The sequence below is a fragment of the Hymenobacter endophyticus genome (genome assembly GCF_032464715.1).
Lineage (GTDB): Bacteria > Bacteroidota > Bacteroidia > Cytophagales > Hymenobacteraceae > Hymenobacter > Hymenobacter endophyticus.
Genome location: NZ_JAWDJT010000001.1, coordinates 537121 through 563280, shown reverse-complemented (window position 1 = coordinate 563280; position 26160 = coordinate 537121). Strand labels below are relative to the sequence as shown.

Genomic DNA, 26160 nt, shown 5'->3' with positions numbered 1-26160 from the left:
TGGCCCCGCCCGCCGCTCGTGCCTTCCCGGCCCGGCAGTAACGGCGCGATGCGCGCCCACTGCGCGTCGGTCAACATGTACTCCATTCCCAAACATACTAGCCACTGTTAACACTTCCTAGTTGTCAGTTGCCGGTTGTCAGTTGTTCGGAAAGCCCTGATAACTGACAACCGGCAACGAATACCAAACAACTCATAACTGGCAACTGATAAAGCATGACGGAGGAACGACAACGGCAGCAGGCTGCCCGGGAAGGAAACGCCACGTGGCACCGCTTCGGGCCCTACGTGTCGGATCGGCAGTGGGGCACGGTGCGCGAGGACTACTCCGCCAACTCCCAACCCTGGACTTACACCACCCACGACATGGCCCGCAGCTACGCCTACCGGTGGGGTGAAGAGGGCATTGGTGGAGTCTGTGATGAGCGGCAACTCCTGTGCCTGGCGCCGGCCTTCTGGAACGGGCACGATGCTATTCTGAAGGAACGGTTTTTTGGTCTGAGCGGCCCCGAAGGCAACCACGGCGAGGATGTGAAGGAGTTGTACTACTACCTCGACAACACGCCCACGCACAGCTATATGCGGATGCTCTACAAGTATCCGCAGCACGCTTTCCCGTACGACTGGCTGGTGCAGGAAAACGCCCGCCGCGACCGGCAAAAACCGGAATTTGAATTACTGGATACCTGCGTTTTCCGGGAAAACCGCTACTTCGATATCTTTCTGGAATACGCCAAAGCCGGCCCCGAGGACTTGCTGCTGCAGATAACCGTGCACAACCGGGGCGCTCAGGAAGCCCCGCTGCACGTGCTGCCCCAGCTGTGGTTTCGCAACACCTGGGCTTGGGGCTATTCTGAGGAAAAGCCTCAACTGACAGCGGCAACTGAGGGCGCCATTCGGGTTGCGCACGCCAACCTGCCCGACTTGTACCTGTACTGTGAGCAGCTTGAGGCTCAGGCGGCAGAGTTGCTGTTCTGCGACAACGAAACCAACGCCCGGCGGCTGTACGGGGCTCCCGGAGCTTCTGCTTTTAGCAAGGACGGCATCAACGATTACCTACTGCACGGTGAAGCCGCCGCCGTAAACCCAGCGAGGGAAGGCACTAAAGCGGCTGCGCATTACCAGCTGCTGGTGCCGGCCGGGGAAAGCCGCACGGTGCGCGTGCGGCTGGCGGCCCCCGGCCTCGCGGAGCCGTTTGCCGATTTTGCCGGCATCATCAGCCAGCGCAAGGCCGAAGCCGATGCTTTTTACCAGGAGCTGCAAACCGGCCTCGACAACCCCGATGCCCGCAACGTGCAGCGCCAGGCCCTAGCCGGCATGCTCTGGAACAAGCAGTTCTACTACTACGATGTGGCCGAGTGGCTGCGCGGCGACCCGGCCCTGCCGCCCCCGCCCGCGAGCCGCCTGCACGAGCGAAACCACACCTGGCCTCACCTGAACAACGCCGACGTTATATCAATGCCGGACAAGTGGGAGTACCCCTGGTACGCGGCCTGGGACTTGGCTTTCCACTGCATTCCGCTGGCTATGGTGGATGTGGATTTTGCCAAAAACCAGCTGCGCCTGCTGTGCCATGACTGGTACATGCACCCCAACGGGCAACTGCCAGCCTACGAGTGGAAGCTGGAAGATGTGAACCCGCCCGTGCATGCCTGGGCCACCTGGCGGGTGTACAAGATGGAGCGCAAGCAGCGGGGCCAGGGCGACACCGCGTTTCTGGAAAGCGTGTTTCACCGGCTGCTGCTGAACTTTACCTGGTGGGTGAACCGCAAGGACGAGCACAACCGCAACGTGTTCGAAGGGGGCTTTCTGGGGCTGGATAACATTGGCGTGTTCGATAGAAGTGCCCCGCTGCCCACCGGTGGCCACATGGAGCAGGCCGACGGCACCGCCTGGATGGCCATGTTTGCCCTGAACATGATGCGCATTGCCTTGGAGTTGTCGCGCACCAACCCTGTGTACCAGGATTTAGCCAGCAAGTTCTTCGAGCACTTCCTCTACATTGCCTCGGCCATGAGCAACATGGGCGACCAGCAGATAGACATGTGGGATGATGAGGACGGATTTTATTACGATGTGCTCAGTACGCCCGACCACGGCCGTTTCCCGCTGCGGGTCCGCTCCATGGTAGGCTTGATTCCGCTGTTTGCCGTGGAAGTGCTGGATACCGATACCTTGCAGCACGTGCCGCGCTTCATTAGCCGCCTCAATTGGTTTCTGGACAACCGCCCCGAGCTGGCGGCCCTGGTCAGCCGCTGGCACGAGCCGGGGAAAGGGCAGAGTCACTTGCTAAGCCTGTTGCGCGGCCACCGGATGAAACTGCTGCTACGCCGGATGCTGGATGAGGCCGAGTTTTTGTCGGACTACGGGGTGCGGGCCTTATCCAAGTACCATTTGGAGCACCCCTTCGTGTTTCAGCGGGATGAAGGCGACAAAGCTGTGGTAAACTACGAGCCCGCCGAATCCACTACCTCGCTTTTTGGGGGCAACAGCAACTGGCGCGGCCCCATCTGGATGCCCATGAATTTCCTGCTGGTTGAGTCCCTGCAACGGTTTCACCACTACTACGGCCCCGACTTTAAGGTAGAATACCCCACCGGCACCGGGCACTACTGCACGCTGCTGGAAATTTCCCAGGCCCTCACCGAGCGCCTTACCGCCCTGTTCCTGCGCAATGCGCAGGGGCAGCGGCCCTGCTTCGGACAGGACAAGCAGCTGCAGAACGACCCCCACTTCCGCGACCATCTGCTGTTTCACGAGTATTTCCACGGCGACACGGGCAGCGGCCTGGGTGCCAGCCACCAAACCGGCTGGACGGGCCTGGTTGCCAAGCTGCTGCAGCCCCGCCACCCCGATGAATGAGCCAGTAGTTGTCAGTTGCTGGTTGTCAGTTGTCAGCTTATTCATTCAGCTAACACGTAAGGGGCAATATCCAACTGACAACTGATAACCAGCAACTAACAACTAAACATATGGCCTGGCTTGATTTCACGACCACCATTTCCGACGGTATGGCCTACTGGCCCGATAATGCGCCGGTACACATCAGGAAAACACTGAGCATAGCGGGCGGCGACGCGGCCAACGTGACAGAAATGAGCCTGAGCGTGCACACCGCCACCCACGTAGACGCGCCTCTGCATTTTCTCAAAGATGGGCCAGACGTTACGCAGCTTGACTTGTCTACCCTGATGGGCCCGGCGCTGCTGGTGGAAATCCAGGATGCGCAGTTTGTTACCAAGGCTGAAATTGAGCATCTGCCGTTGCCGCGCGGTAGCCGGGTGCTGTTCAAAACCCAAAACTCCCGGCAGGACTGGGCCCGCCAACCTTTTAATCCTGATTTTGTGCGGGTGCGCGCCGACGCCGCCGAGTGGCTCCGCGACCAGGGCGTGGTGTGCGTGGGCGTCGATTACCTGTCCGTAGGCCCTGCCGATACCCACCATATCCTGCTGGAAGCCGGCATCAGCGTAATTGAGGGCCTGGCTCTGCAGCACGCCGAGCCCGGCGAGTACGAGTTGATTTGCCTGCCTCTCAAAATTGCCGGCGCCGATGGCGCGCCCGCCCGGGTTATTGCCCGCAGAGTTAGGTGATGAGAAAGTAAAACCAGCACGTCATGCAGAACCGGAAGCGTAGTATGACGTGCCGATTCTCCGTCCCTATATCACTCTGCTTCCCTTCATCCTTTTCTCCCCTCAACACTACCAATAGCATGAGCAAGACACAGATTGGCGTTATCGGTCTGGGCAAAATGGGTGCTGGCCTGGCCCGGCAGGCGGCCGAAAAAGGCTACCCCGTCATCGGCATGGACCTGCACCCGCGCCCCGACCTGGAAACGGAAAACCTGCACGTAGTGGGCAGTATCGAGGAGCTGGTACAGAAGCTGCAGCGCCCACGTAAGGTGTTTCTCTACATTCCGGCCGGGGTAGCCGTTGATGGCCTGATTGAGCAGCTGCAGCCCCATCTGGAGCAAGGCGACATTATTGTGGATGGCGGTAACTCCTACTGGGGCGACTCCATCCGGCGCGCAGCCCGCCTTAAGGAGCAGGGCCTGTACTTTATTGACTGCGGTACCAGCGGTGGCCCTGGTGGGGCCCGCAGCGGCGCCTGCTACATGGTAGGCGGCGAGGAAGCAGCTGTGAGTCAGCTAAAGGAGTTTTTTGTGGAAACGGCCGTACCCAACGGCTTTCTGCACACCGGCCCCGCCGGCACCGGGCACTACGTGAAGCTGGTGCACAACGGCATTGAGTTTGGCATGCTGCAGGCCATTGGCGAAGGGATGGGCATGCTCACCCACTTCCGCGAAAAGCTGGACATCAGTGCCATTCTGGGCCTCTGGAACAATGGCTCGGTGGTGCGCAGTTGGCTGGTGGAGCTTATGAAGAAGATGTACGACGAGGAAGGCGGCTTCAACGTGCCCAGCTACATTGAGGACACCGGCGAGGTAAACTGGCTGGTGGCCGATGCCCTGCACATGGAGGTGCCCATTCCGGTTATCACCCAGTCGGTGATGCAACTGTTCACCTCCCGCGACAAAGAGCCCACCTGGGCCAAATCCATTGCCATGATGCGCCACGGTTTTGGCGGCCACCCCTACGGCGAGGACAAAGGCATTCAGCGGGAGCGGCAGTATGGCCGCGTGGGCGAGTACGAAATGCCCGAGGAAACCGGGGAGCGGGCCGATAAGGAACCCAGCGGTTCGCACTAGAGCCCTCTGGGAGCGTGATGCTTACGCAATACCAGCATTCCGGGTAGGTGGCGCAACAGGCCAGCTGCCCGAAATGCCTGGCTTACGGGCAAACAGGACTACCAAGTGCTGCGGGCAAAGGCACCGGCCTCACTTCCCGGAAAAAGCCGTATACTCCCTTACCAAAACCGACTTTGCTTTCTTTTTCGGAGCCTTTTCCGGGACTCCGCTGTTCTTTTTACGTGACTGAACCAACCACTACTCCCGCCCGCCCCGATCTGCTGCGCATTCCGTACGATGATTACCGTGCCCTGCCGGCCATTGCCAATTCCGACCTTTCTCGCCTGCGCGACGCGTTAAATGGCCGTCCGCCTCGTCCTCACAACAGCGTAGGCGGCGCCCTGGGGTTGGGCACGGCCTTCCACACGGCCCTGTTGGAGCCCGATTTGTACCAGCCCGGCGAGCCCGGCATCAACGATACGCTGGTGTGGTGGATGGTGGAGGGGGTGAAGCTGAACCCGGAGGTGAATGCCCTGCTGGAAGTTGGTATTCCAGAACCCAGCTGCATTTTCACGGAACCCGTCACGGATACGCTCTGCAAGCTCCGCGCCGACCTGGTGGTGGATCAGCCCGGCCAGCCCTACACCATTATTGACTTTAAAACCACCATGGCCCGCGACCATAACCACTTTGTGGAGCAATGTTCGCAGTACGATTATGACCGCCAGGCAGCCTTCTACGCCGATGCCCTGCAGGCCGAGCGGTTTTTGCTGGTAGGCGTGCAAAAGGTGGAACCCTTCAAGGTGTTCACGTACGAAGTGCCGCCGCTGCTACGCAATGAAGGCCGGGCTAAATATATGCGGCTACTGCGCCTGCTCAAGCCCGATGCACCGGTGCCGCTGTCGGTGGTGCAAGCCGTGCGCGACGTGCGCAATGCCTTGACCGGGGAAGTGGAATAAAGCCCGCGTACAGCTGCGTACGGTACGAAAACAAGAGAATATATTAGGGGTGTATGAGTAATGCTGATAAAAATAATAGTGCGGCAGTTCTTGTAATTTTAAAATGAGTTTTCTATACTTGCATACATCAGACAAAAACTGACCTAGTTCATGCGTCATTTCCGCAATAATCTCCAGAATAATAACTCGAATAATAATCTTATTCGGGACTGGAAGGCTATTGCTCCATTGGAGAACTGAAAAATCACTACTTGATTTTCTTTTAAAGCCTTCCGCAGCCCGGAAGGCTTTTTTTGTGCCCAAGGCCCGGCCCAGCACGTGAAGGAGCCGGAAGTTAATTGTGCTAACTGCGCACAAACACTTATTGAATTTCTAAAAACTCCCGCCGCGGGAGAGGGGAATTCATGTGCCTTTTTCGAAATAAAAACCTTTCATAAACTCCCAAAATAAATACCCGCCATGACCGCGCAGGAATTATTAAAAACGGAAGAAGCCATCGGCTTTGTAAAAGAAATCTTCACCAAGGAATTAAGTGCTCAACTGCAGTTAAGCAAGGTGTCGTCGCCAATAGCCGTGCTGGATGGCACCGGCATCAACGACGACCTGAACGGCGTTGAGCGTCCCGTGGGCTTTCCTGTTAAAGCCCTGGATGAGCGCCGGGCGGTGGTGGTGCACTCCCTGGCTAAGTGGAAGCGGGTGCGCCTGCAGGAGTTGGGCATTGAGGCCGGCCGGGGCCTACTCACGGATATGCGCGCCCTGCGCCCCGATGAAGACTACTCACCCATCCATTCTATTTACGTAGACCAGTGGGATTGGGAAAAGCACATCAGCGCCGAGCAACGCACCCCGGAGTTCCTGAAAGCTACCGTAGAGCGCATTTATGACGCCCTGAAAACCACCGAGGCCCAGGTGGCTGCTGAATACCCCGAAATTACGCCGGTGCTGCCCACCTCCATCACCTTCCTGCACGCCGAGGACCTGCTAAAGCAATACCCCACGCTTACGCCCAAGGAGCGGGAGCACGCGGCAGTACAGCAACACGGCGCGGTATTCCTGATAGGCATCGGGCACGAGCTAAGCCACGGAGAGCCCCACGATGGCCGTGCCCCCGACTATGATGACTGGAGCACTGAAACGGCAAGCGGCTACCGCGGCCTCAACGGGGATATTCTGCTCTGGCACCCGGTGCTGCAAACGTCCTTTGAGGTGTCGTCGATGGGGATTCGGGTGGATAAGCACGCGCTGGTGCGCCAGCTGGCCCTGCGTGGCTGCCAGGACCGGCAGGAACTGTCGTTCCACTCCCGCTTGCTGAAGGATGAACTGCCCCAGAGCATCGGCGGCGGCATTGGGCAGAGCCGGGTGTGCATGTTTATGCTGCGCAAGGGTCACATAGGGGAGGTGCAGGTAAGTATCTGGCCCGAGGCAGTGCGGAAAGAGCTGGCTGGTGCCGGGGTAGGGCTGCTGTAAAGCAAGTCCGAAATGCTGCGACGTGCAGCCGGGTGGGGAAGCAGGTTTGGCGGCCGTAGCTTCCCCATCCTTTTTTGTGCCCGGTAGTGTAGTAGGGAAAATACAGCAGATTGGTAGATGAAAGTGCGGAGCCGGAAGAGAAAACCCGGTAATAGGGCCATTGGAGCGCAGGTTCGGCACTTGGCTTGCAAGTGGAGTATCAAGCGCTTATCCAGAGTAAAAACGCCGCTCCTATTCTGGAAACGGCTATTCTCTTCCACTTCTTTCCCTTCACTATCATGAAAACTTCCCTGCTTTCCTTTGCCAGTGCCCTTGTTCTTCTGTGCAGTGCCAGCAACCTGACGGTAGCCGCCCCACTAGCAGCCAAAACCAGCCTTGCCAGCCACGATGACGACAAGCGCCGTAACAACTACGACAAGCGCAACGACAACGACCGGCGCCTGAGCTCTGCCGAAAAAGCCCGCCTGGAAGCCTTGCGCCGTAAAAATGACCGCCGCGACGACCGACATGACAACGACCGTCGGGATGAACAGCGCAACAAGGACCGCCGCAACGACCAGGACTACCGCCAGGGCAAAGATTTCAACTACGGCTACTCCAACAACCACCGCGTAACGCCCAGTGAAAAAGCCCGCTGGGAAGCCCAGCACCGCAATGGCCGGCGCTAGTTGGCAGTCTCCTTAGGCAACAGCAGGCCCCCGTTCCACTCCAAGGGAACGGGGGCCTGCTGTTGCATGCCGAATCAGGTTGCTACTCAATCTGCAGTATTTGCTGGGCAGCGGCCTTGCCGGTAGCCAGGGCGGCCTCAACGGTGCCGGTGTAGGGGCCACTGTACACGCCCTCCCCGGCCACAAACAGCGTACCGGCTACCGGAGTAGCCAAGATGGCGCGGTTTTCAATGGCCTCCAGCGTGGGATAAGCATAGGCTCCCAGGGCCAGCGGGTCGGCGGCCCAGTTCACTACTTGGTGCGCCCGTAGCTGTTGTTGTAGGTATTCGGGAGTAGTGTCTAGCAGGTAAGCCAATGATTCCACCGCTTCCGTGAGCAGATCCGCTGCGGAGGTAAGGCGGCGCTGCTCAGCAGCCGGGCCGGCCAGCCACCCTGTGAGTAGGGGCTGCGTGCCGGGCTGCTGGCTCCACCAAGTGGGCACCGGAGCGTCAGAAAACACGAAGCCGGCCCCCGGCAGCGGCTGCCAGATGGGCTGTTGAAATTCCAGCAATACTTTGATGACGGGGCCGTAGCCCAGGGCGCGGGCCGCAGCACGGTGCTCGGGTAGCTCGGGGTGGATAGCCACGTAGCCGGGCTGCGCGGCTTCGGCCTGCCATATGCCCAGGGGCACGGTAATGAGCAGGCGCGCAGCTTCAAAGAGGCGGTCATCATGGCTGGTGACCTGCACGCGGCCGGGCTGCCACTCAATGCTGGCGGCCTGGGTCGTAAGCTCCAGCTGCCCACCGGCCGCTTGCACCTCCCGCACCAAGCCCTCAACCAGCCCGATGTAGCCGCCCACGGGGCGGGGCGAGTCCTCGGCACCGGTGCCGCTCCACTCTTCGCGCAACGCAAACGAGCTAACCCGGCGGGCATCGGCCGCGTCGTAGCCCTCGGCAAAGCTGGTGGCCTGGCGGCGCAGGTGGGCGTATTCGGAGCCTGGGAAGTACTGGGTCAGGAAATCGGCCAAGGGCATATCCTGGGGTAGCTGGTGGAGCCGTTCCAATAGCAAGGGCATCTCATCCAGAAAGGCTGCGGCTTCTTCGGCCTGGCCCTGGGTTACCGCGTAGGTAGTGCCGGCCGTGGCCTGCCACCCAATGCCGTAGGAGTCAAGCAGCTGGCGCGTCAGGGGCACGTCGCCGTGCAGGAACTCGGCCCCGGCCTCGGTGGGTGCGCTGAAACCTGCTTCGGCGGGCAAGGTGTAGATACGGCCCCCAACCCGGGAGCGGGCCTCCAGCACTAATACACGCCGGCCCGCCTGGGCCAGGTCGCGGGCCGCCAGCAAGCCCGCTGCCCCGGCTCCCAATATCAAAACATCTAGTTGCATCAAGTAATCTTCCAAAAGACAAGAGCAGGGAGGTTGGGCCCCAGAGCCCACCCGAAACCCAGGGCAAATTCCCCTGCCCGCTAATAACAGTTACTAGTGCATATCGTTGGGAGAAACCGACCGGCGGCTTGGCACTTCTTCAGTAAAGCAGCCTGGTAAATAAAGGAAGCGCCCTGCATAGCCTGTATTGCTTTCTGCCGACAAGCCCCCGCCCTTCCTCTTAAATGAGAAGAAAAGCGGGGGCTTGCTGGTATGCGCTCTGCAGGGCCTGAACGCTACGGTTGCTAGGCAGCGCGGCCCATTTTGTGCAGAATCCGGTAATGGGAGCGTAGGGCAGCCGCGAAGGAAGGGTTTTCCAGGTAGGGCAAGCCAAACTCCTGCGCAGTTTGCCGAACGATGCGGGAAAGTGCCGGGTAATGGATGTGGCAAACGTTGGGAAACAAATGATGCTCGATCTGCCGGTTGAGCCCCCCGCACAGAAAGCTAGCCAGCACACTACGGGGCGCAAAGTTGGCCGTGGTCCGCAGCTGGTGTACGGCCCAGGCTTCCTGCATATCTCCCTCCGCAGTGGGCTGGGGAAACGCGGTGCCCTCTACCACATGCGCCAATTGAAATACCAGGCCCAGCACCAAGCCTTCAACAAAGTGCAAAAACAGAAAGCCAAGCAAAAACTGCCACCAGCTTACCTCCAGCACGAGCAGCGGCACCACAATGAAGAGTGCGTAGTACAGGGCCTTGTACGCAAACAGGTTGATGTACTCGCGGCGTGGGTGGGAAGGGGTAGGGTGTTCCCCAATTTTATTCTGGAAAAACTTCACGTAGTCTTTGCGCAACACCCACGACAGGGAAGCTAGGCCGTACAGCGGAAAGGCGTACACCTGCTGGAAGCGCTGCCACGGCCGAAGCGGATCCTCGGAAGATAAGCGAACCAGGCCGGGCGCTACCTCAATGTCTTCATCGTGCCCGGGAATGTTGGTATACGTGTGATGCACCACGTTATGGGTGATGGTCCAGACGTAGGGATTGGCTCCAATCAGATTAAAAAGTAAGCTGAATACCTTATTTACCCGCTTGTTGGCTGAGAAGGCGTTATGTAGGGCATCATGACAGATATTGAAGCCGATAAACGCACTACAGGCCCCCAATAGGCCCGCCAGCCACAGCATCGTCAGGGGGCTGAAAGAGCCAAACAGAATCAGGCAGTACAGGACCACAAAGCTGCTTAGAAAGAACACTGCCTTTGCCCACATAGCCCCGTTGGCATGGCGCGAGAGTTGCTGGCTGGTGAAGTAAGCATCTGCCCGCTGACGCACGGTGGAGAAGAACGTAGAACGAGCTACGTTGGTGAATTTGAGCGTGGCACGCATGAGGAAGGGGGGCTGCGCTAGAGCAGTCCGGACCGCTTCGGCTATGAAAAAAGAGAAAACGTAAACCTACGGCTTTGGCTACTAACGAGTGCATCTGGCCGCCGCTTGGCATACCAGAAACCTAGCCGATAGCCTACGCTTCCTCTGCCAACTTCATTTGGGTAGTACACGTTCCGTGCGCTCAGTAAATGCCGGAACATTGTACCAACCAACTCCTGGGCCCTACCGCCCGCCAGTGGTGCCCTGTACCAGCGTTTTGACGCGGCACACCAAGGAGCCCGCCGTGAAATACAGAGTGCGGCCATCGTCGCCCCAGGCGCAGTTGGATATTACTTGGCCCACATCAACAGTACCCAGGTGCTGGCCCTGGGGCGAAATGACTACTAACCCTCCGTGCCCGGAGGCCCACACGTTGCCGGCGCGGTCTAGCTTCAGCCCATCGGGCACTTCTTTGGGGCGGCGGGCCAGGGGCTGCATGTCGAAAAACAGCTTGCCCGGCCCTAGTTTGCCACTGCTGCGCACCGGATACACCATAATAACGGGCCGCATGGAGTCGGATTGCGCTACAAACAGCTGACTGCCATCTGCCGACAGCGCCAAGCCGTTGGGTAGCGTCAGGTCGGTTACTTCCCGACTAACGGCGCCACTGGCGCCGCGCCGGTATACGTAGCTGCCGGGCTGCTCACGCAATGGGCTTTGGCCTTGCTGGGGCAGGCCGTAGGGAGGGTCGGTGAAGTACAGGGAGCCGTTGGGGTGCGCTACTACATCGTTGGGGCTGTTGTAGCGCCGGCCCTCAAAGGCATCGGTGAGGGTGCGCTTGCCGCCAGGCTGGGTAAAAGGCAGCAACGCCACGCGCCGGTCGCCGTGCTCAGCCAGCAGCAGATTCCCCTGCAGATCCAAGGCCAGGCCGTTGGTGCCCGGCTCCTTTCCGTAGGGCATGCGCCCGCTAAAGCCGCTTCCCTCCAGAAACTTGCTGAGCCCGGCTTTCTCCGACCAGCGGTAAACAGTGCGGGTGGGCGAGTCGGAAAACAGCAGCATAGTACTGTCTGGCACCCAGAGCGGCCCCTCGGAGTGGGCCAGGCCGGAAGCCACAATTTCAATGGGTGTGCCTGGGGCAATAAGCTGATGAAAAGCCGGAGTTACAGGCCGCAACTGCCCGGTGGTGGTAAACCGGGGCGTTTGGGCCGGGGCCAGCAGGGGCAGCAGCAAGCCCAGGGGAAAGCAGAAAAAGCGCATATACGGAGCCAGCGTGATACAACACGACGGTAGCTCATGTACCGGCCAACTGGGTGCAGGGTTGTGGCGCTGCCAGTCAACCCCGCGCCGAGTGCCCGCGTAGGCAACCTCAACCGGAAGCCTGACCCCCGCGTTTTATTATGCCTGTATCCCGCTTGGTGCTGCTAGTGGCAGCAATAGCATGTAGTAGCGCCCTAACCGTTTCAGCCCAACCCAGCCAGCCCCTGACAACTCTGGAGCCGGTAGCTGAGTTTGGGCGCCATCAACCCATTGGCGTGGCCGTATCCCGTCAGAACCGCATCTTCGTCACCTTCCCTAAAAAGAAGAATGACTACGATATGGCCCTGGCAGAAGTAGTGAACGGGCAGCGTCGGCCCTTCCCGGATGTCGCCTGGAACCAGTGGGACTCCACGCAGGCGGCCAGCCGCTGGGTAAATGTGCAAGCCCTGTTTGTGGACCGTAACGACCATCTTTGGGTGCTGGACCCCGCCAACCCCGATGATGAGGCTCCCGTGGTAGCTGGGGTGAAGCTGGTGCACATTAATCTGGCTACCAATAAAGTAGAGCGCATCTACCGGTTCGAGGATTTGCCCCGGGAACGATCGGGCCTGAACGATGTGCGCGTGGATACCGAGCACCAGGTAGCCTACCTCTCCGATCCTAAACTAGCCGCTCTGGTTGTGCTGGATTTGCGCAGCGGCCGTAGCCGGGTGGTGTTGCAGGGCCACAAATCGGTAATGGCCGCGCCGGGCTTCGTGCTGCGCATTGATGGCAAGGAAGTAAAGGATAAGAACGGTAAGGCCTTCAGTAGCAACGTAAACGGCATTGCCCTCACCCACGACTTCCGCTACCTCTACTACCGCGCCATCAACCAGACCCGGCTCTACCGCATTGCCACTGAAGCGCTGCGCAACCCGGCCAGTAGCCCGCCACAACTGGCCGCGCAGGTCGAGGACTTGGGAGAAGTAGGCATTTCGCACGGTATGCTGGCTGACGCGGCCGGCAACGTCTACCTCACCGACTCGCCGGGCCACGCCGTGCGCCGCCTAACGCCCGCCGGCCGCCTGGAAACCGTAGTGCAGGATGCGCGCCTGCTCTGGCCCGATTCCTTCGGGTTAGGAGCCGACGGCTACCTCTACCTCACCGCTGCCCAGATTGAGCGCATCCCCAAGTGGAATAACGGACAGGACCGCGTGGAATATCCCTTTCGGCTGTATCGGATGAAATTGTAGGTAGCAGCCACCAAGCTGGCGAGGAGCTGCTGTCAGCGGCAGTTCATGGAAAAAATCCGGGGCCCTCACGCTAGATTTTGCGTGAGGGCCCCGGATTTTACTACTTGCTCAGTTTAATTGCTGTTGAGGGCTACCTGCGTGTATTGCTTTCGGCTAGTGAGAAGAGGGACGCTTCTGGTGCGGCTCCGTGGTTGAAAAATAATGGCTTTCACCTCAGGATACCGCCGCCGGATCTGGCGCGCTAACTGGTTATTGCCGGGAGAAGCCGCCGACGACAACAGCATAACGGGTTTTTGATGCAGCGCAATGCAGGTGGCCAATTGGTGGCGATACGCAGCGTAAGAGGCAGCATGGGCTCCTTCTTCGTCGGTGCCCCCGGCATAGGGAGCTGCTACCCAATCAACGTACTCTTCCCCGGGAAAATAGGCGGGTAGGGCAGCAGCGCGGGGAGGAGTCCAGACCCATACCACATGGCTAAGCCCGGCCGCCCGAAACTTCTGTACCAGTGCTTGCCAGTCCTGCCGGAAGGTAGCCGGAGAACTGCTGGCAAGAACAGGACGAAGCAAAACGGGCTTTTTCAACTCGCCCAAGGCAGATATCATCGGCTGCCAATCAACGGTGGAAGAAGGCACCGTCCAGGTGAGCAAAGGAGTAACCCCCTGGCGTTGCAGGGCCGTTATAGTTTCCAGCGGTATTTTACCCAGCAGGGGCAACCCCACCACATCGGGGGCTTGGCTGGGCAGAACGGGATAAGTAGAAAACGGAGATAATTTCACCGGCAGCACCAACGAAGGATAGCTTTGTTGAATACCCAGCCGCAGCCTGGTGCCCCCGTCCAGCAACCAAGCCGCCGAGGCAAATTTGCCCGACTCCCTGACTGCGTAGGTAGTTACATCTATGCCGCCTACCATAAGCAGGCTGCTCATGGCCAAGGCAGCCCCAAGGGTGTGGGCTTGGGTGCTAGCACCAGCTACTGCGCGGCGGCCAGCCTGCATCAAACCGGCAAGGGGGCGCTCCTGAAAATCGGCTACCAGAGTACGCACCCAGCTATGCTGGCCCATGCCTACGGCCAGCGTTAGGATGGCCGCATTGCAGGTTGCCAGAAAAGCCATCAGCCGCGAATAAGGACTCCAGTCGACGTACCCGGCATACTTGACAGCAGCGGCACACAAAACAACGGCCAGGATGTTGGGCACCGAGATGCGCCACTCGTTACGGGTATTGCCTTCCTTGGGCGTTGGAATGTACGGCACCCGCACCCGCAATACAGTGTACACCAAGCCCAGCAGGTAAATCCACCAGGAGCCCACCCGCAAAATGCCCCCGGCCAGGTGCAGGCCCGCTTCATGCGGCTCACGCAGCCACTGTTGGGCTTTAAGCCGGATCAGCAAACCAATTCCCAGCAGGGGGGCAAGATGCAGGGCAAAATCGGGCAGGGAAATATGCCAGGGATATACTGATAGCACCAGGGAGGCTATAGGAACTGCCAGGTCGATGAGGGTAACCAGACCCGAGAGAAAGTACAGCGGCAGCGTGAGGTAGTGCAGCCGCTGGCGCCAGCTAAACCGGCTTAGCAGGCGCGGAAACACGGTAAATAATAACTCAAACGCCCCCCGGGCCCACTTAAGCTGCTGGGCGTAAAAGGCGCCTAAAGTGGATGGCACCAACCCCCGGCTCAGTACCCGCGGCACATACACCGACTGCCAGCCGGCGGCGTGCAGGCGCATGGCCGTGTGCATATCCTCGGTGAGGCCCGCCGCGTGGCCCCCAATGGAGTTGAGGGCCGCCCGGCGGAAAGTGCAGTTGGCTCCTATAGCTTGGGTGGTGTTGTACGTATTCATGCCCATCATCAGGGGGCCGTAGAAATGGTACGTCTGCTCGGCTGCGCCCAGGGCCACCAGGCTGTCATCTTGGTTGCCGTAGGCCTGCACTACCTGCACGTAGCCCACCTGGGAGTTGGTGAAATACGGCACTACGTGGTCCAGAAAATCAGGCGCAGGCACATGGTCGGGGTCCAGCACTACGCACAGCTCCCCGGTGGCTTGGCGGAGGGCGTTGTTGATGTTGCCGGCTTTGGCGTCAACTTTTAGCTTGCGCGTAACGTGCACCACGCCCAGCCGCTCACATGCGGCCCGCAGGTACGGGTCGTCGCCTTCGTCGCAGAGGTAGCTGGTGTGCGGGTACGTAATTACCTGCATGGCTTCCAGCGTTTGCACAATCATGGCGTGCGGCTCACCGGGACAGGCAGTAGTCAATATATCTACGCTGAACAAGGGCACCTGCCCCGCCGGTGGTACTGGCTCCGACACACTCACGTAGTGGTACCACTCGTGCAAGGTGCGCAACAGCTTAAAGCCCAGTGAGATGGTCAGTAGCCAGAACAGGGGGGCGTATCCAACAGGATCGGAGGCAGAAAACCAGACGACGAAGTACGCAAGACTGATAAGCCCCAAAACCACCAGCAGCCGCATTTGCGCTACTCCAGCGACCTGCTCTACAACCAAACCAGGGGTAGAAGAAGCAGGAGCTGCCTTGCCAGAATGTACTCTGTCTGCCCCGGGTGGTAGGGGTAGTGCTTCTGCTACAACTCTTCTCTTCATACCAGTCAGGATAAATCAGGCGCACAACGACCACAACAAGGAGGCCGAGATATGCAAAGTTCATTTTATAGGCACATTTTAATTTTAAATTAAACTTTTTTGGTAAATATAATCTATTTTTCAATCCGGTATTGATTGTATTTTATTATTTCTGGATAATGTTCAAACATTCGATTGTTGCTTCTGCCACACCCTACTTTTTCGCTTGCCTAATTGTACTAGTGGGCGCCCTGGCTGCTCATAGATGGAGACAAGCGGCTCATGTGCAGCAGGATATGTCTGGAGTTGTACCCGCTGGGGTAATACCAGTGCGGGTAGTGCGTACTGCCAAAGGGTTTGAGTTGCAGCGCAATGGCCGGCCGTACTTTGTTAAAGGAGCAGCCGGGCTTCAGCACTACGATCAGCTCCGGGCCGCCGGGGCCAACTCTGTGCGGCTCTGGTCGGCAGACTATGCCGATGACCGCCTGAACGAAGCCCAGCGGCAGGGCCTTACCGTGCTGCTGGGCCTGTGGATGGAACACGAGTCAAAGCAATTCGACTACTACGACAAAAAGCAGGTGGCGCAGCAAAAGGAGCGAATTCGCCAACAGGTGCTGCGTTACCGCCACCACCCCGCGCTGCTGGCCTGGGATATAGGTAATGAAGTGGATCTACCGGTTGCCAGCCCGCAAATCTTCCGCAGTATGAATGATCTGGCCCAGATGATTCATACACTGGACCCTTACCATCCGGTCACCACTACGCTCACGAGTAATATCAATACGTTTACTCGCTTTCGGCAGCAGTGTCCTGACCTGGATTTTATTAGCATCAATTCCTTCGGGGAGTTGCCCGCATTGGCTGGCCGCCTAAAAGACAGCAACTGGCCGGGGCCCTACATGGTAACGGAGTTTGGAGCCCGGGGCTATTGGGAGTCGCCGAAGAGAAGATGGGGCGCGGCAGCCGAGCAGAGCAGCACCGAGAAGGCGGCTTTTACCAAGGAGCGTTACCAACAGGCAGTGTTGGGAAATCCCGGCGTCTGCATTGGCTCCTACGTTTTCTATTGGGGAAACAAGTTTGAATACACCAATACCTGGTACAGCCTATTTGCGCCCACTGGCGAGAAAACGGCTACCGTAGACGTAATGCAGGAACTATGGTCAAACCGAAAACCGGCCAATCTGGCTCCGCAGATAACGGACCTATCCTTTGCCTACTACTTGCTCAATAAAGGGCATAATCTGCTGCCGGAAACCGAGTATCTGGCTGAGGTAACGGCCGATGACCCCGAAAATGACTCGTTGCGCTTTGTATGGACGCTTACCCCAGACCGCACCCTTGCTGAATTTGCCAAAGAATTACCCGAGCCTATCAAAACCGGAATGCACAACACTGGTGGGGGCAGGGCCGTGGTGCGCACGCCAGCAAAGCCAGGAGCTTACCGATTGACCGTGAGTGTGTTTGATGGAAAAGGTAGCGTAGCCACGGCCAATGTGCCGTTCTTCGTGCAAAAGACCGAATAAGGCTACGTTATAGCAAGTCAAGTAAAGTCGTATCTTGTTAAAAGACTACTTGAAGGGTTATGAATATGAGTGACTGTTTTATGATTTTTCTGATGACCTTGATAAGGTAATGAATTGAAGTGGCCTAGAGGTCATTGTTTTGTCAATTAGCACCGTTCCTGGTAAATAAGGCCTATATGGGATTATATTTCTTTATAAAACATTTATATTTTTATATTTATTAACTGTCAGTAGTATTGCAGTGCGAAAAAGAAACGTGCTGCATGAAATTGAAACTTGTACTATTTTTGGTTGTATTTGTAGGGTCGTTGTTGCTGGCTCCGGTGGCTTCTGCCACAACGTACTATATCAGCGCGGCTGGCCACGACTCGGCACCGGGTACCACGGTGGCTTCGGCGTGGCGCAGCATTGAGCGGGTAAACGCGGCGCAGTTTCAGCCTGGCGACAAAATTATGTTTGAGGGAGGAACTACGTTTGTGGGCTCCATCTGGCTGCAAAGCCGTGGTACTGCTGCCCGGCCTATCGTGTTCAGCTCCTACGGTCCGGCTGCCGCTACCATCAGCAGCGGCAACAACTACGGATTTTGGGCGCCGAATACTGGCGGTGTGGAGCTACGGCGGCTGCGTTTTGTGGGCTCCGGGCGGCTAACCACCAATAACTCCGGCGTCATCTTCACCACTGATCTGGCAAATGAGCGGCTGGAGCACCTAGTGTTGGATAGCCTGGAGGTGAGCGGCTACCTGAAATCGGGTATCGTGTTGGGTAGCGCCAGCGCCGGCAGTGGTTACGATGGTGTGCGCATCAATAGCTGCCAGGTGCACGACAACGGAGAGGCGGGACTGTCCTCTTACTCGTTCTACCCGCAGCTAAGCCATCGGAACTGGGTGGTGACAAACTGCGAAGCGTATAACAACGCAGGCCGCCAAGACGTTACCACCACTCATACCGGTAACGGCATTGTGCTGGCAGGTATTGATGGGGCGTTGGTTGAGCATTGCGAGGCGTACAACAATGGCTGGCTGAACAGCAACCCGGGCGGCGGGCCGGTGGGTATCTGGGGCTGGCTGTGCAACAACTTGGTTATTCAGGATTGCGAATCGCACCACAACCGCTCGGGGCTGGCCCACGATGGGGGCGGCTTCGACTTGGATGGAGGCTGCACCAATTCCGTGCTGCAGTACAACTACTCCCACGACAACGACGGAGCTGGCTATCTGCTGGCCCAGTTTGATGGGGCCCCACCCATGCACGACCTGACGATTCGCTACAACATCAGCGAAAACGACGCCCGCCGCTACGGGCAGGGAGCCATTATGCTCTGGTCGTCGGGGGCCAATGGCGGAATCCAGCGGGCTTCCATTCACAACAATACCGTGTACCTGACCCCCGCTACCGATGGTACGGAGGCCAAGGCTTTCTATGTATCCAGCCACGGAGTCAGCCAGATTGAGGTTCGCAACAACATTTTTCAGACTACGAGCGAGCTGCCGCAGGTTAGCGTAGTCCCTACTGGAGACGTGCGGCTGCAGGGCAACTGCTACTGGGGCTCCGGGGTACCATTGCAAATCAGGTGGGGAGGAGCTACGTACACTGAGCTGGCGGCTTGGCGCACGGCCACCCAGCAGGAAATGCTAGGCAGCCGGGTGGCAGGCCTTGCCCAGAATCCGGCTTTTGTGAGTCCCGGCGGCGGCGGCACCATGGATAGCAAAGTGAGTAGCCGCCTGCAGCCTTCCTGGAATGCCTATAAGCTGCAAACCACATCGGCGCTGATTGGGCAGGGGCTAAACCTGGCCACTGAGTTTGGGCTGCAGCCCGGCGACCGGGACTTCTTTGGCGTCAGAACCCCGGCTGCGGCGGGAGCCGCCGGCAACCCGGGCGCTGCTGAAAAAGAAGCCACTCCCTTGCCGGTAGTGCTGGTTAGTTTCACGGCTGAGCGACGGGCTGGTAGCGCTGTGCTGCGTTGGGCAACGGCCACTGAAACTCAGAACGCGTACTTTGAAATTCAGTCCAGCTCCGATGGCCACGCTTTCCAGACGGTAGGACGGGTGCAGGGCCGCGGCACTACCACCCAGCAAACGGCGTATTCCTGGTCGGAGAGTTTGGGTCGTTACCAAGTACCAGTAGTGTATTACCGGCTGAAGCAGGTGGACGCAAACGGCGAAACCACGTACTCGTCTGTCCTGACGCTGGCGGTCCTCAGTACACCGGCTTCTGGCTTGGCAATGCAGGCCTGGCCCAATCCTACGCAGGGAGAAGTAAGCCTGCAGCTGTACTGCCCCGAGGCCGGCGCGGTAACGCTACTGTGCACAGATGCCCTGGGCCATACGCACCTGGTGCGAAGGCTGCAGCTGGCAAAAGGAGCTAGTTCGGTGGTGCTGCCTGAAGTAAGCCAATTGCCCCAGGGGTTATACGTGCTTTCAATGCAGCAGGGCAGTCAGCGCATCGTTACCAAGCTGCTCAGGCACTAACGCGGAGAAACTACACTTGTTGGGAGATAATGCGGTAGAGGCAACGGCTGACGGCGAAGCTGCGTCTGTGGGCTACTACCAACTTCATTTTCCCCAATGCCTTTCTTATTCCGCTCAGCTGCCCTGGGCTTGCTGACCGCTCTGACGGCTCCGGCGCTGGCCAAAGCCCCCCGCGAGCTGACCTACACCGTGAGCATGGACCCGGCCACCAACAGCAACGCCTTTCAGGTGAAGCTGGAACTGCCCAAGCTCAAGAAAGACCAGGCCATCTACCAGTTTGCGGCCACCGCGCCCGGTACCTATCAGGTGATGGATATGGGCCGCTTCGTGAGCAACTTCCAGGCATTTGATGACAAGGGAAAGGCCCTGGAAGTAAAGCAGTTGAACACCAACCAGTGGCAACTCAGTCAGCCCGAGAAAACCCGCGAAATCCGCTACACCATTGCTGAAACCTGGGATACGCCGGTTAAGGAGCACAATATCTACCGCATGTGCGGCTCCTCCCTGGAGCTGGACCACGCCCTGCTGAACGGCCAGACGCTGCTGGGCTTCCCCCAGGGCATGCAGGCCAAGCCCCTGCGCTTGAAGCTGCAGTACCCCAGCGGCTGGAAAGCCGGCTCAGTGCTGCAGGCCGATAAAGAGGGCTACTACCACCTGCAGAGCTACGACCACGCCGTCGATTCGCCCATTCTGCTGGGCCGTCTCACCGAAGCCAGCACCAAGCTGGGCAACGCCGATGTGGCGCTTTACTGCTACTCCGCCACCGATAAGGTGCAGGCCGAGCCCCTGCTGGGCTACATGCAAAAGATGCTGACGGCCGCGCAGAGTTTCTTCGGGGGGCAGCTGCCCGTGAACCGTTACGCCTTCCTCTACCACTTCGCCGACCGCTCGGCCGGGGCCTGGGAGCATTCCTACAGCTCCGAGTACGTGTTGCCCGAGCAGCCGCTCACGCCCGAGTCGGCGCAGGGCGTGGTGGATATTGCGGCCCATGAGTTTTTCCACGTGATGACTCCGCTCAACATCCACTCCGAGGTGATTGAGCAGTTTAACTTCGTGCAGCCCACCGGCTCCGAGCATTTATGGCTCTACGAGGGCACCACCGAGTGGGCCTCCCACATGATGCAGTTGCGCGGCGGCTTGGTGCCCTTGAATGACTACCTGAGCACCCTGCACGACAAAGTGCAGTACGACCGTACCCGCACCGATACCACCTACAGCCTGAGCCGCCTGGGCCTCAACTCCTTCTCCGACGAAGGCCAGCGCCAGTACGGCAACATCTACCAGCGCGGGGCCCTCACGGCCGGCCTGCTCGATTTACGCCTGCTGGAGCTGAGCGGCGGCAAGCGTGGCCTGCGCGACGTGCTGCTGCAGCTGGCCAAGCAGTACGGTCCCAACAAGCCCTTCAGCGAAAAAACCTTCTTTGAAGACTTCACCAAGCTCACCTACCCCGAAATCGGGGACTTCTTCAAGCGCTACGTGCAGGGTGCCGAGCCGCTGCCCTTGGCCGAGTATTATGCCAAAGTAGGCGTGAGCTACCAGCCCATTGTGCATACTGGCAAACAGGTAGCCACGCTGGGCCCGGTGGGCCTGGCGCCGCGGGAAACCAACGTGTACTTCACCCGCGTGGGTGGCCCCTTGCAGGCCGCCGGCGTACAGGTAGGCGACCAGCTGGTGGCCGTGGATGGGGTGCGCAACGACTTCACCGGCCTGCGCCGCGCCGGTAGCCGCGCCCCCGGCTCCGAGCTGCCGCTGACCATTGTGCGCAACGGGCAGGAGCAAACGGTGCGCGTGAAGCTGGGCAGTACCGAGGAAGTGCAGCGCTACATGTTCAGCCAGAACCCCAACGCCACGCCGGCCCAGCTGGCCCTGCGGGAAACCTGGATGAAGAACCTGTAGTCTTTCTGCACACTGAAGGCTTGAGGTACTGTAGAAATTCGTGAACTCAACGGCCCGTCATGCAGAGCCGGAGATGAAACATGACGTTCTGCCACTTTCTTAGTAGTAAAAACAGCCGGCCCCGACCTTCAATATTGAAGGTCGGGGCCGGCTGTTTTTACTGCGTTTGGTGCAAACCTACCCTTGCACGATTTTATCGGGGGTGAGAGGCAAAGAGCGGAAGCGGCGGCCGGTAGCGTGGTATACGGCGTTGGTAATGGCGGCCGGCGTGCCCACGCAGCCAATTTCGCCTATGCCCCGGGCTCCCAGCTCACTGATGTACGGGTCGGGAATATTCAGCCACTCCACCTGAATATCGGGCGTGTCAGCCATGCTGGGCACGTGATAATCGGCGAGGTTGCGGACCACGGCGCGGCCGTTGCGCGGGTCGTACTGGGTTTCTTCCATAAGGGCAGCGCCCAGGCCCATAGATACGCCACCGATTATTTGGGAGTGCGCCGTTTTAGGGTTCATCAGCCGGCCCACGTCCAGCACGGCGCACAGCTTGTCTACCCGCACGGTACCGGTCAACTCGTCTACCCGCACCTTCACAAATATGGCCCCGAACGAGTAGAACGAATATTTCTCCCGCTCCTCACCCGGTTTGGCTTCGCCGCTGGCTTCCAGAGAAGGCAACTTAGCCCGCCGCAGAATGGTCCCGTATTCCTCGCCCTGCGCGGGGTTGTCCTTGCGTACCAGACGCCCGTCGCGGGCCTCCAGCGCATCCTCGGTAGCCCCGTATAGCGGCGACTTCGCATCCCGGATAGCCAGGCGCTTGAGGGCGGCCAGCACGTTGCGGCAGGCGGCCAAGGAGGCCGGCCCAATGGTGGCCGTAGTAGCCGAGCCGCCGCTGGTGGGCGCCGCCGGCAGGGCGGAGTCGCCCAGCTCGAAACGGACCTGCTCCACCGGCAGCCCCAGCCCATCGGCGCTGATTTGGCGGAAGATGGTGTAAGCTCCGTTGCCCATTTCGTGGGTGGCGCTTTGTACGAGGGCGCGGCCATCGGCGAACAGGGTGGCCTTGGCCTGGCCGGGGCGGCGGGCGGCAGGGTACATGGTGGTGGCCATGCCGTAGCCAATGAGGCTATTGCCCTCGCGCATGGAGCGGGGTTTGGGGTTGCGCTGGCTCCAGCCGATGAGTTCCTGGCCCCGGGCGTAGCACTCGCGCAGGTGCTTGCTGCTCCAGGGCTTGCCGGTTTCGGGGTTTTTCTCGGCATAGTTGCGCAGGCGTAGCTCCACGGGGTCCAGGTTTAGCTTGGCAGCCAGCTCATCCATTGCGCACTCCAGGGCCCAGCCGCCCACGGTTTCGCCGGGGCCGCGCATGGGGCAGGGCGAAGGCAGGTGCAGGTGGTTGAGCTGGTGCGCAAAACCCAGGTTGGGCACCGCGTACATCATCCGCGAAACCCGGGCGCAGGGCTCGGTGTAACCGCTCGACTGGGAGGCGTGCGTTTGGGTATCGTGCTGCAGGGCGGTGAGCTTGCCGTCGGGGGTAGCGCCGAGGCTGAGGGTTTGGCGGGTGGCGGCGCGCTGCCCGGCCACGGCAAACATATCCTGCCGCCGCCACTCTATCTTCACGGGTCGTTTCACCACCCGCGCGGCCATGGCCGTGAGCAGGGGGGGCGCAAACATCCAGCCTTTGGAGCCAAACGCGCCGCCAATAAAGGGGCAGATAACGTGCACGTTATCCTTGGGTACGCTAAGCGAATTCGACACCACTTCCTGCAGGTTCTCCACGCCGCGGGTAGTGTCGTAGAGCGTCAGGAACTCGGCGCCGTTGCGCGTTTCCCAGCGGGCAATGCTGGCCAGCTGCTCGATGGGGTTGTGGTGGGTGATGCCCGATTCGTACACCTGCGTCAGCTTTACGGGGGCGGCGGCCAGGGCGGTTTTCGGGTCACCCACGGTTACCTGCAGCTTTTCGTCCTGGTTGCCGGTGAAGGTTTCGGGTAGAGTGCGGCGGGTGGAGGCGTCCATTTTCAACTCGGCCGGGCGCGCGTCGTAGGTCACGCGCACCAGGCTGGCGGCGTGGCGGGCCCGCTCCAGCGTATCGGCCACCACCACGGCCAGGGGCTGGCCAGCGTACTCCACGGTGGCATCCTGCAAAGGCTGGCGGGTTTCCGTGATACCGCCCTCTCCCCGAAACAACGAGCCGTTTACCTTCTCGGGCATGGGCTGGAGGCGGGGGGCGTTTTCGTGGGTGAGTACGGCCAGTACGCCGGGTGCCCGCAAAGCCGCCGCGCTATCAATGGCGCGCACCGTGCCGGAGGCCACACTGCTGCTCACAATGGCCCCGTAGGCGAGGCCCGGCACGTCCCACTCGGCGCTAAAGCGCGCCGCCCCCATTACTTTCAGCCGCCCATCTACTCGGTCGAGCGGTTTTCCGGTTGCTTCTACCATTTTATTGAGCTGTTAGCTAGTGCGGTTGGCTGTTAGCTTTTTAGTTTGAATCTATTTTTCAGTTGACTGCAGCGTAGAGCCAATAGCTAAATCCTATTCGCCGCCCACACCGCCTACGCTGGCGGCGAAGGCCGTGCCGGCCGGGCCCTGCATGGGTTGCAGTCCACTGGTTTCTAGCAAAGCCCTCACTAACAGGTTGCGGCCCATCGGGATTTTGTAGGCGTTATGTTCCAGGGGCTTGGCATCCGCAAAAGCTGCTTTGGCGGCGGCCTCAAATAGCTTTTCGGAAGGCTTTTTACCAGCCAGTAGCGCCTCGGCTGCGGGCACCCGCCAAGGCTTGTGGGCCACGCCACCCAGCGCCACCCGTGCCCGCCGGATTTTCTTGCCGTCCATTTCCAATGCTACCGCGCACGAAACCAGCGCAAAAGCGTAGCTGGCCCGCTCGCGCACTTTCAGATAGTGGGAGCGGCCGTTGAAAGCGGGCAGGTCGATACTGGTAATCAGCTCGCCGTGGGTCAGGGTGGTGTCCTGCTGGGGCGTGTCGCCGGGCAGGCGGTGCAGGTCGGGGAAGGCAATGGTGCGGGCGCCATTAGGACCGGTTACCTGCACCTGGGCGTTGAGGGCGGCCAGGGCCACGGCCAGGTCGCTGGGGTGAGTGGCTACGCAGGCGGCCGAGGCCCCGAAGATGGCGTGCACTTTGTTGATGCCCTGCAGCGCGGCGCAGCCCGTGCCCGGCTCCCGCTTGTTGCAGGGCTGGGCCAGGTCACGGAAGTAGGGGCAGCGGGTGCGTTGCAAAGGGTTGCCACCCAGGCTGGCCATGTTGCGGATTTGGGTGGAAGCCCCGGCCAATAGAGCTTCGCTTACGGCGGGGAAGCGGGCCAGTACCTCGGGGTGTAGCGCTGCCGCCGTGTTAGATACGCCCGCACCCAGCCGCAGCCCCCCGTTCAGGGCACTGATGGTGTTGAGAGGCAGCTGGGTCACGTCCACCAAGAGGCTGGGGCGCAACACGTCTTCCTTCATTAAGTCAAGCTGAGAGGTGCCGCCGGCTATGAAGGCCGCGCCGGGCGCCGAAGCCACGGCCGCCACGGCCTGGGCGGGCGTGGTAGCCCGCTGGTAGGTAAAAGGGTACATACGGTAGCGGCTAGGCGGTTTGTGTTTCCTGGATGGCGGCAATGATGTTGGGGTAGGCCGCGCACCGGCACAGGTTGCCGCTCATGGCTTCCCTTATTTCGGCGGCCGAGCGGCGCTGCTTGTCCTGCACCAGCGCGGTGGCCGCCATAATCTGCCCCGGCGTGCAGTAGCCGCACTGGAAGGCGTCGTGCTTCACGAAGGCGGCTTGCATAGGGTGCAGCGCTTCGCCCTGGGCCAGCCCTTCAATGGTGGTGATTTTTCGACCTTCGCTCATCACGGCCAGCGTGAGGCAGGATAAGGCGCTTTGCCCGTCAATATGCACGGTGCAGGCGCCGCACTGCCCATGGTCGCAGCCTTTTTTGGTACCGGTGAGGTGCAGGTTTTCGCGCAGCGCATCCAGCAGGGCCACGCGGGGCTCCACTTCCAGGCGGTGCGCCTCGCCGTTGATAGTTAAGGTAATGGGTATGGTGGCGACGTTGGAAGCAGGCATGGGCGGCTGAGTTTCGGAGGGAGAAACCGGTTCGGCGGCCTCAACGGGCCCCACCAGCAGGAGCAGGGCCGCTGCGGCCAGCGTGGCCGTTACAAACGTGCGGCGCGACAAACCGCCGGGTATGGCTGGGGCAGGAGGTGTTCCGGTCGAGGCTAAGGGACGCAGGGCTTCCAGAGCTGCTAACACCTGGCCCGTCCGCAGCTCCTGGTTGGGTGCCACCGTGGTTTGCCAGCGTACCTGTCCCTGCTCATCCAGCAGCACCAGGGCCCGCTGGCCCGCTACGCCAAACTCCGCCGCCACCACACCATTGCAGCTTAAAGAGTGCCAGCAGGAAAGCGAAATGTCGGGCGGGAAATTACTGCCTTCAAATTCACGCAGTAAGTGAGCGAAAATCGTGCTTTGATACGCCTGAGCCGGGTTCCACTCATCGGGGGCGAAGGCCAGCAGCACGGGCTGGCCGCGCAAATCGTGCAAGTGAAGGCCGTTGGGGAGCAGGCAGTTCGGGGCAGCTGCGCCGAGCGGGAGCCGGAATGGGTCGGACATGGTAGAAGCAATTTCACTCTACCATACGCGAACCGGCCCGTAATGTGGCCTCATTGTTCAGGTAAGCCTGTGGGTGCAGGTTAAGCCGCCGTTGTAGAAGAGCAGGAAAAACCGGCGGCAGAAAG

17 protein-coding genes are annotated in these 26160 nt (G+C 59.8%); 10 read left to right on the top strand and 7 right to left on the bottom strand.

Annotated features, from left to right (window positions below; genetic code table 11):
- Positions 1–215 precede the first annotated feature (215 nt).
- From ROI90_RS02275 to ROI90_RS02250, 6 genes are all read left to right on the top strand, one after another.
- Positions 216–2861 (top strand): MGH1-like glycoside hydrolase domain-containing protein, encoded by a 2646-nt coding sequence (locus ROI90_RS02275; protein ID WP_315996721.1) that lies wholly within the window; start codon positions 216–218, stop codon positions 2859–2861.
- Between the two features lie 110 nt (positions 2862–2971).
- A complete protein-coding gene (locus tag ROI90_RS02270) occupies positions 2972–3589 on the top strand; it encodes a cyclase family protein (protein ID WP_315996720.1) in 618 nt (205 codons plus the stop codon).
- A gap of 119 nt (positions 3590–3708) precedes the next feature.
- On the top strand, positions 3709–4704 hold the full coding sequence (locus tag ROI90_RS02265) for an NADP(+)-dependent, decarboxylating phosphogluconate dehydrogenase (protein ID WP_315996719.1): 996 nt from the start codon (positions 3709–3711) through the stop codon (positions 4702–4704).
- Positions 4705–4925: 221 nt separating this feature from the next.
- On the top strand, positions 4926–5642 hold the full coding sequence (locus tag ROI90_RS02260; RefSeq protein ID WP_315996718.1) for a PD-(D/E)XK nuclease-like domain-containing protein: 717 nt from the start codon (positions 4926–4928) through the stop codon (positions 5640–5642).
- Positions 5643–6101: 459 nt separating this feature from the next.
- Positions 6102–7109, top strand: coding sequence for an aspartate--ammonia ligase (gene asnA, locus ROI90_RS02255; RefSeq protein WP_315996717.1), 1008 nt, complete (start codon positions 6102–6104; stop codon positions 7107–7109).
- Positions 7110–7387: 278 nt separating this feature from the next.
- On the top strand, positions 7388–7777 hold the full coding sequence (locus ROI90_RS02250) for a hypothetical protein (protein ID WP_315996716.1): 390 nt from the start codon (positions 7388–7390) through the stop codon (positions 7775–7777).
- Between the two features lie 82 nt (positions 7778–7859).
- Here the strand turns inward: ROI90_RS02250 and ROI90_RS02245 are convergent, their stop codons facing one another.
- From ROI90_RS02245 to ROI90_RS02235, 3 genes are all read right to left on the bottom strand, one after another.
- The gene (locus tag ROI90_RS02245) at positions 7860–9155 is read right to left on the bottom strand and encodes a flavin monoamine oxidase family protein (RefSeq protein ID WP_315996715.1); all 1296 of its coding nucleotides are present in this window, start codon (positions 9153–9155) and stop codon (positions 7860–7862) included.
- Between the two features lie 269 nt (positions 9156–9424).
- Complete coding sequence (locus ROI90_RS02240; RefSeq protein WP_315996714.1) at positions 9425–10507, bottom strand: fatty acid desaturase family protein; 1083 nt, start codon at positions 10505–10507, stop codon at positions 9425–9427.
- 222 nt (positions 10508–10729) lie between these two features.
- On the bottom strand, positions 10730–11743 hold the full coding sequence (locus tag ROI90_RS02235) for an SMP-30/gluconolactonase/LRE family protein (protein ID WP_315996713.1): 1014 nt from the start codon (positions 11741–11743) through the stop codon (positions 10730–10732).
- A gap of 140 nt (positions 11744–11883) precedes the next feature.
- On the opposite strand from ROI90_RS02235, the gene ROI90_RS02230 reads away from it, so the two are divergent.
- Positions 11884–12975 carry an SMP-30/gluconolactonase/LRE family protein gene (locus ROI90_RS02230; protein ID WP_315996712.1) on the top strand — a complete coding sequence of 364 codons (1092 nt, stop codon included), beginning with the start codon at positions 11884–11886 and terminating at the stop codon, positions 12973–12975.
- Between the two features lie 113 nt (positions 12976–13088).
- On the opposite strand, the gene ROI90_RS02225 is transcribed toward ROI90_RS02230, so the two are convergent.
- On the bottom strand, positions 13089–15479 hold the full coding sequence (locus tag ROI90_RS02225) for a glycosyltransferase (protein WP_315996711.1): 2391 nt from the start codon (positions 15477–15479) through the stop codon (positions 13089–13091).
- A 371-nt stretch (positions 15480–15850) separates the two neighbouring features.
- Between ROI90_RS02225 and ROI90_RS02220 the strand changes: the two genes are divergently transcribed.
- The 3 genes from ROI90_RS02220 (at position 15851) to ROI90_RS02210 (ending at position 21441) form a co-directional block, all read left to right on the top strand.
- Positions 15851–17077: a glycoside hydrolase family 2 TIM barrel-domain containing protein gene (locus tag ROI90_RS02220; protein ID WP_315996710.1), complete on the top strand. Its 1227-nt coding sequence runs from the start codon at positions 15851–15853 to the stop codon at positions 17075–17077.
- Between the two features lie 263 nt (positions 17078–17340).
- The gene (locus tag ROI90_RS02215; protein ID WP_315996709.1) at positions 17341–19545 is read left to right on the top strand and encodes a right-handed parallel beta-helix repeat-containing protein; all 2205 of its coding nucleotides are present in this window, start codon (positions 17341–17343) and stop codon (positions 19543–19545) included.
- Positions 19546–19641: 96 nt separating this feature from the next.
- Positions 19642–21441, top strand: coding sequence for a M61 family metallopeptidase (locus ROI90_RS02210; RefSeq protein WP_315996708.1), 1800 nt, complete (start codon positions 19642–19644; stop codon positions 21439–21441).
- A 177-nt stretch (positions 21442–21618) separates the two neighbouring features.
- Here ROI90_RS02210 and ROI90_RS02205 read toward each other — a convergent pair whose 3' ends face one another.
- The 3 genes from ROI90_RS02205 to ROI90_RS02195 form a co-directional block, all read right to left on the bottom strand.
- The gene (locus ROI90_RS02205) at positions 21619–23871 is read right to left on the bottom strand and encodes a xanthine dehydrogenase family protein molybdopterin-binding subunit (RefSeq protein WP_315996707.1); all 2253 of its coding nucleotides are present in this window, start codon (positions 23869–23871) and stop codon (positions 21619–21621) included.
- 93 nt (positions 23872–23964) lie between these two features.
- On the bottom strand, positions 23965–25002 hold the full coding sequence (locus ROI90_RS02200; RefSeq protein WP_315996706.1) for an FAD binding domain-containing protein: 1038 nt from the start codon (positions 25000–25002) through the stop codon (positions 23965–23967).
- Positions 25003–25012: 10 nt separating this feature from the next.
- On the bottom strand, positions 25013–26035 hold the full coding sequence (locus ROI90_RS02195; protein ID WP_315996705.1) for a 2Fe-2S iron-sulfur cluster-binding protein: 1023 nt from the start codon (positions 26033–26035) through the stop codon (positions 25013–25015).
- Between the last annotated feature and the right edge of the window lie 125 nt (positions 26036–26160).

Coding starts and splice junctions, on each gene's coding strand:
- ROI90_RS02275 (WP_315996721.1), top strand. CDS start 216: ATGACGGAGGAACGACAACGGCAGCAGGCTGCCCGGGAAGGAAACGCC.
- ROI90_RS02270 (WP_315996720.1), top strand. CDS start 2,972: ATGGCCTGGCTTGATTTCACGACCACCATTTCCGACGGTATGGCCTAC.
- ROI90_RS02265 (WP_315996719.1), top strand. CDS start 3,709: ATGAGCAAGACACAGATTGGCGTTATCGGTCTGGGCAAAATGGGTGCT.
- asnA (WP_315996717.1), top strand. CDS start 6,102: ATGACCGCGCAGGAATTATTAAAAACGGAAGAAGCCATCGGCTTTGTA.
- ROI90_RS02250 (WP_315996716.1), top strand. CDS start 7,388: ATGAAAACTTCCCTGCTTTCCTTTGCCAGTGCCCTTGTTCTTCTGTGC.
- ROI90_RS02240 (WP_315996714.1), bottom strand. CDS start 10,507: ATGCGTGCCACGCTCAAATTCACCAACGTAGCTCGTTCTACGTTCTTC.
- ROI90_RS02235 (WP_315996713.1), bottom strand. CDS start 11,743: ATGCGCTTTTTCTGCTTTCCCCTGGGCTTGCTGCTGCCCCTGCTGGCC.
- ROI90_RS02230 (WP_315996712.1), top strand. CDS start 11,884: ATGCCTGTATCCCGCTTGGTGCTGCTAGTGGCAGCAATAGCATGTAGT.
- ROI90_RS02220 (WP_315996710.1), top strand. CDS start 15,851: ATGTCTGGAGTTGTACCCGCTGGGGTAATACCAGTGCGGGTAGTGCGT.
- ROI90_RS02215 (WP_315996709.1), top strand. CDS start 17,341: ATGAAATTGAAACTTGTACTATTTTTGGTTGTATTTGTAGGGTCGTTG.
- ROI90_RS02210 (WP_315996708.1), top strand. CDS start 19,642: ATGCCTTTCTTATTCCGCTCAGCTGCCCTGGGCTTGCTGACCGCTCTG.
- ROI90_RS02205 (WP_315996707.1), bottom strand. CDS start 23,871: ATGGTAGAAGCAACCGGAAAACCGCTCGACCGAGTAGATGGGCGGCTG.
- ROI90_RS02200 (WP_315996706.1), bottom strand. CDS start 25,002: ATGTACCCTTTTACCTACCAGCGGGCTACCACGCCCGCCCAGGCCGTG.
- ROI90_RS02195 (WP_315996705.1), bottom strand. CDS start 26,035: ATGTCCGACCCATTCCGGCTCCCGCTCGGCGCAGCTGCCCCGAACTGC.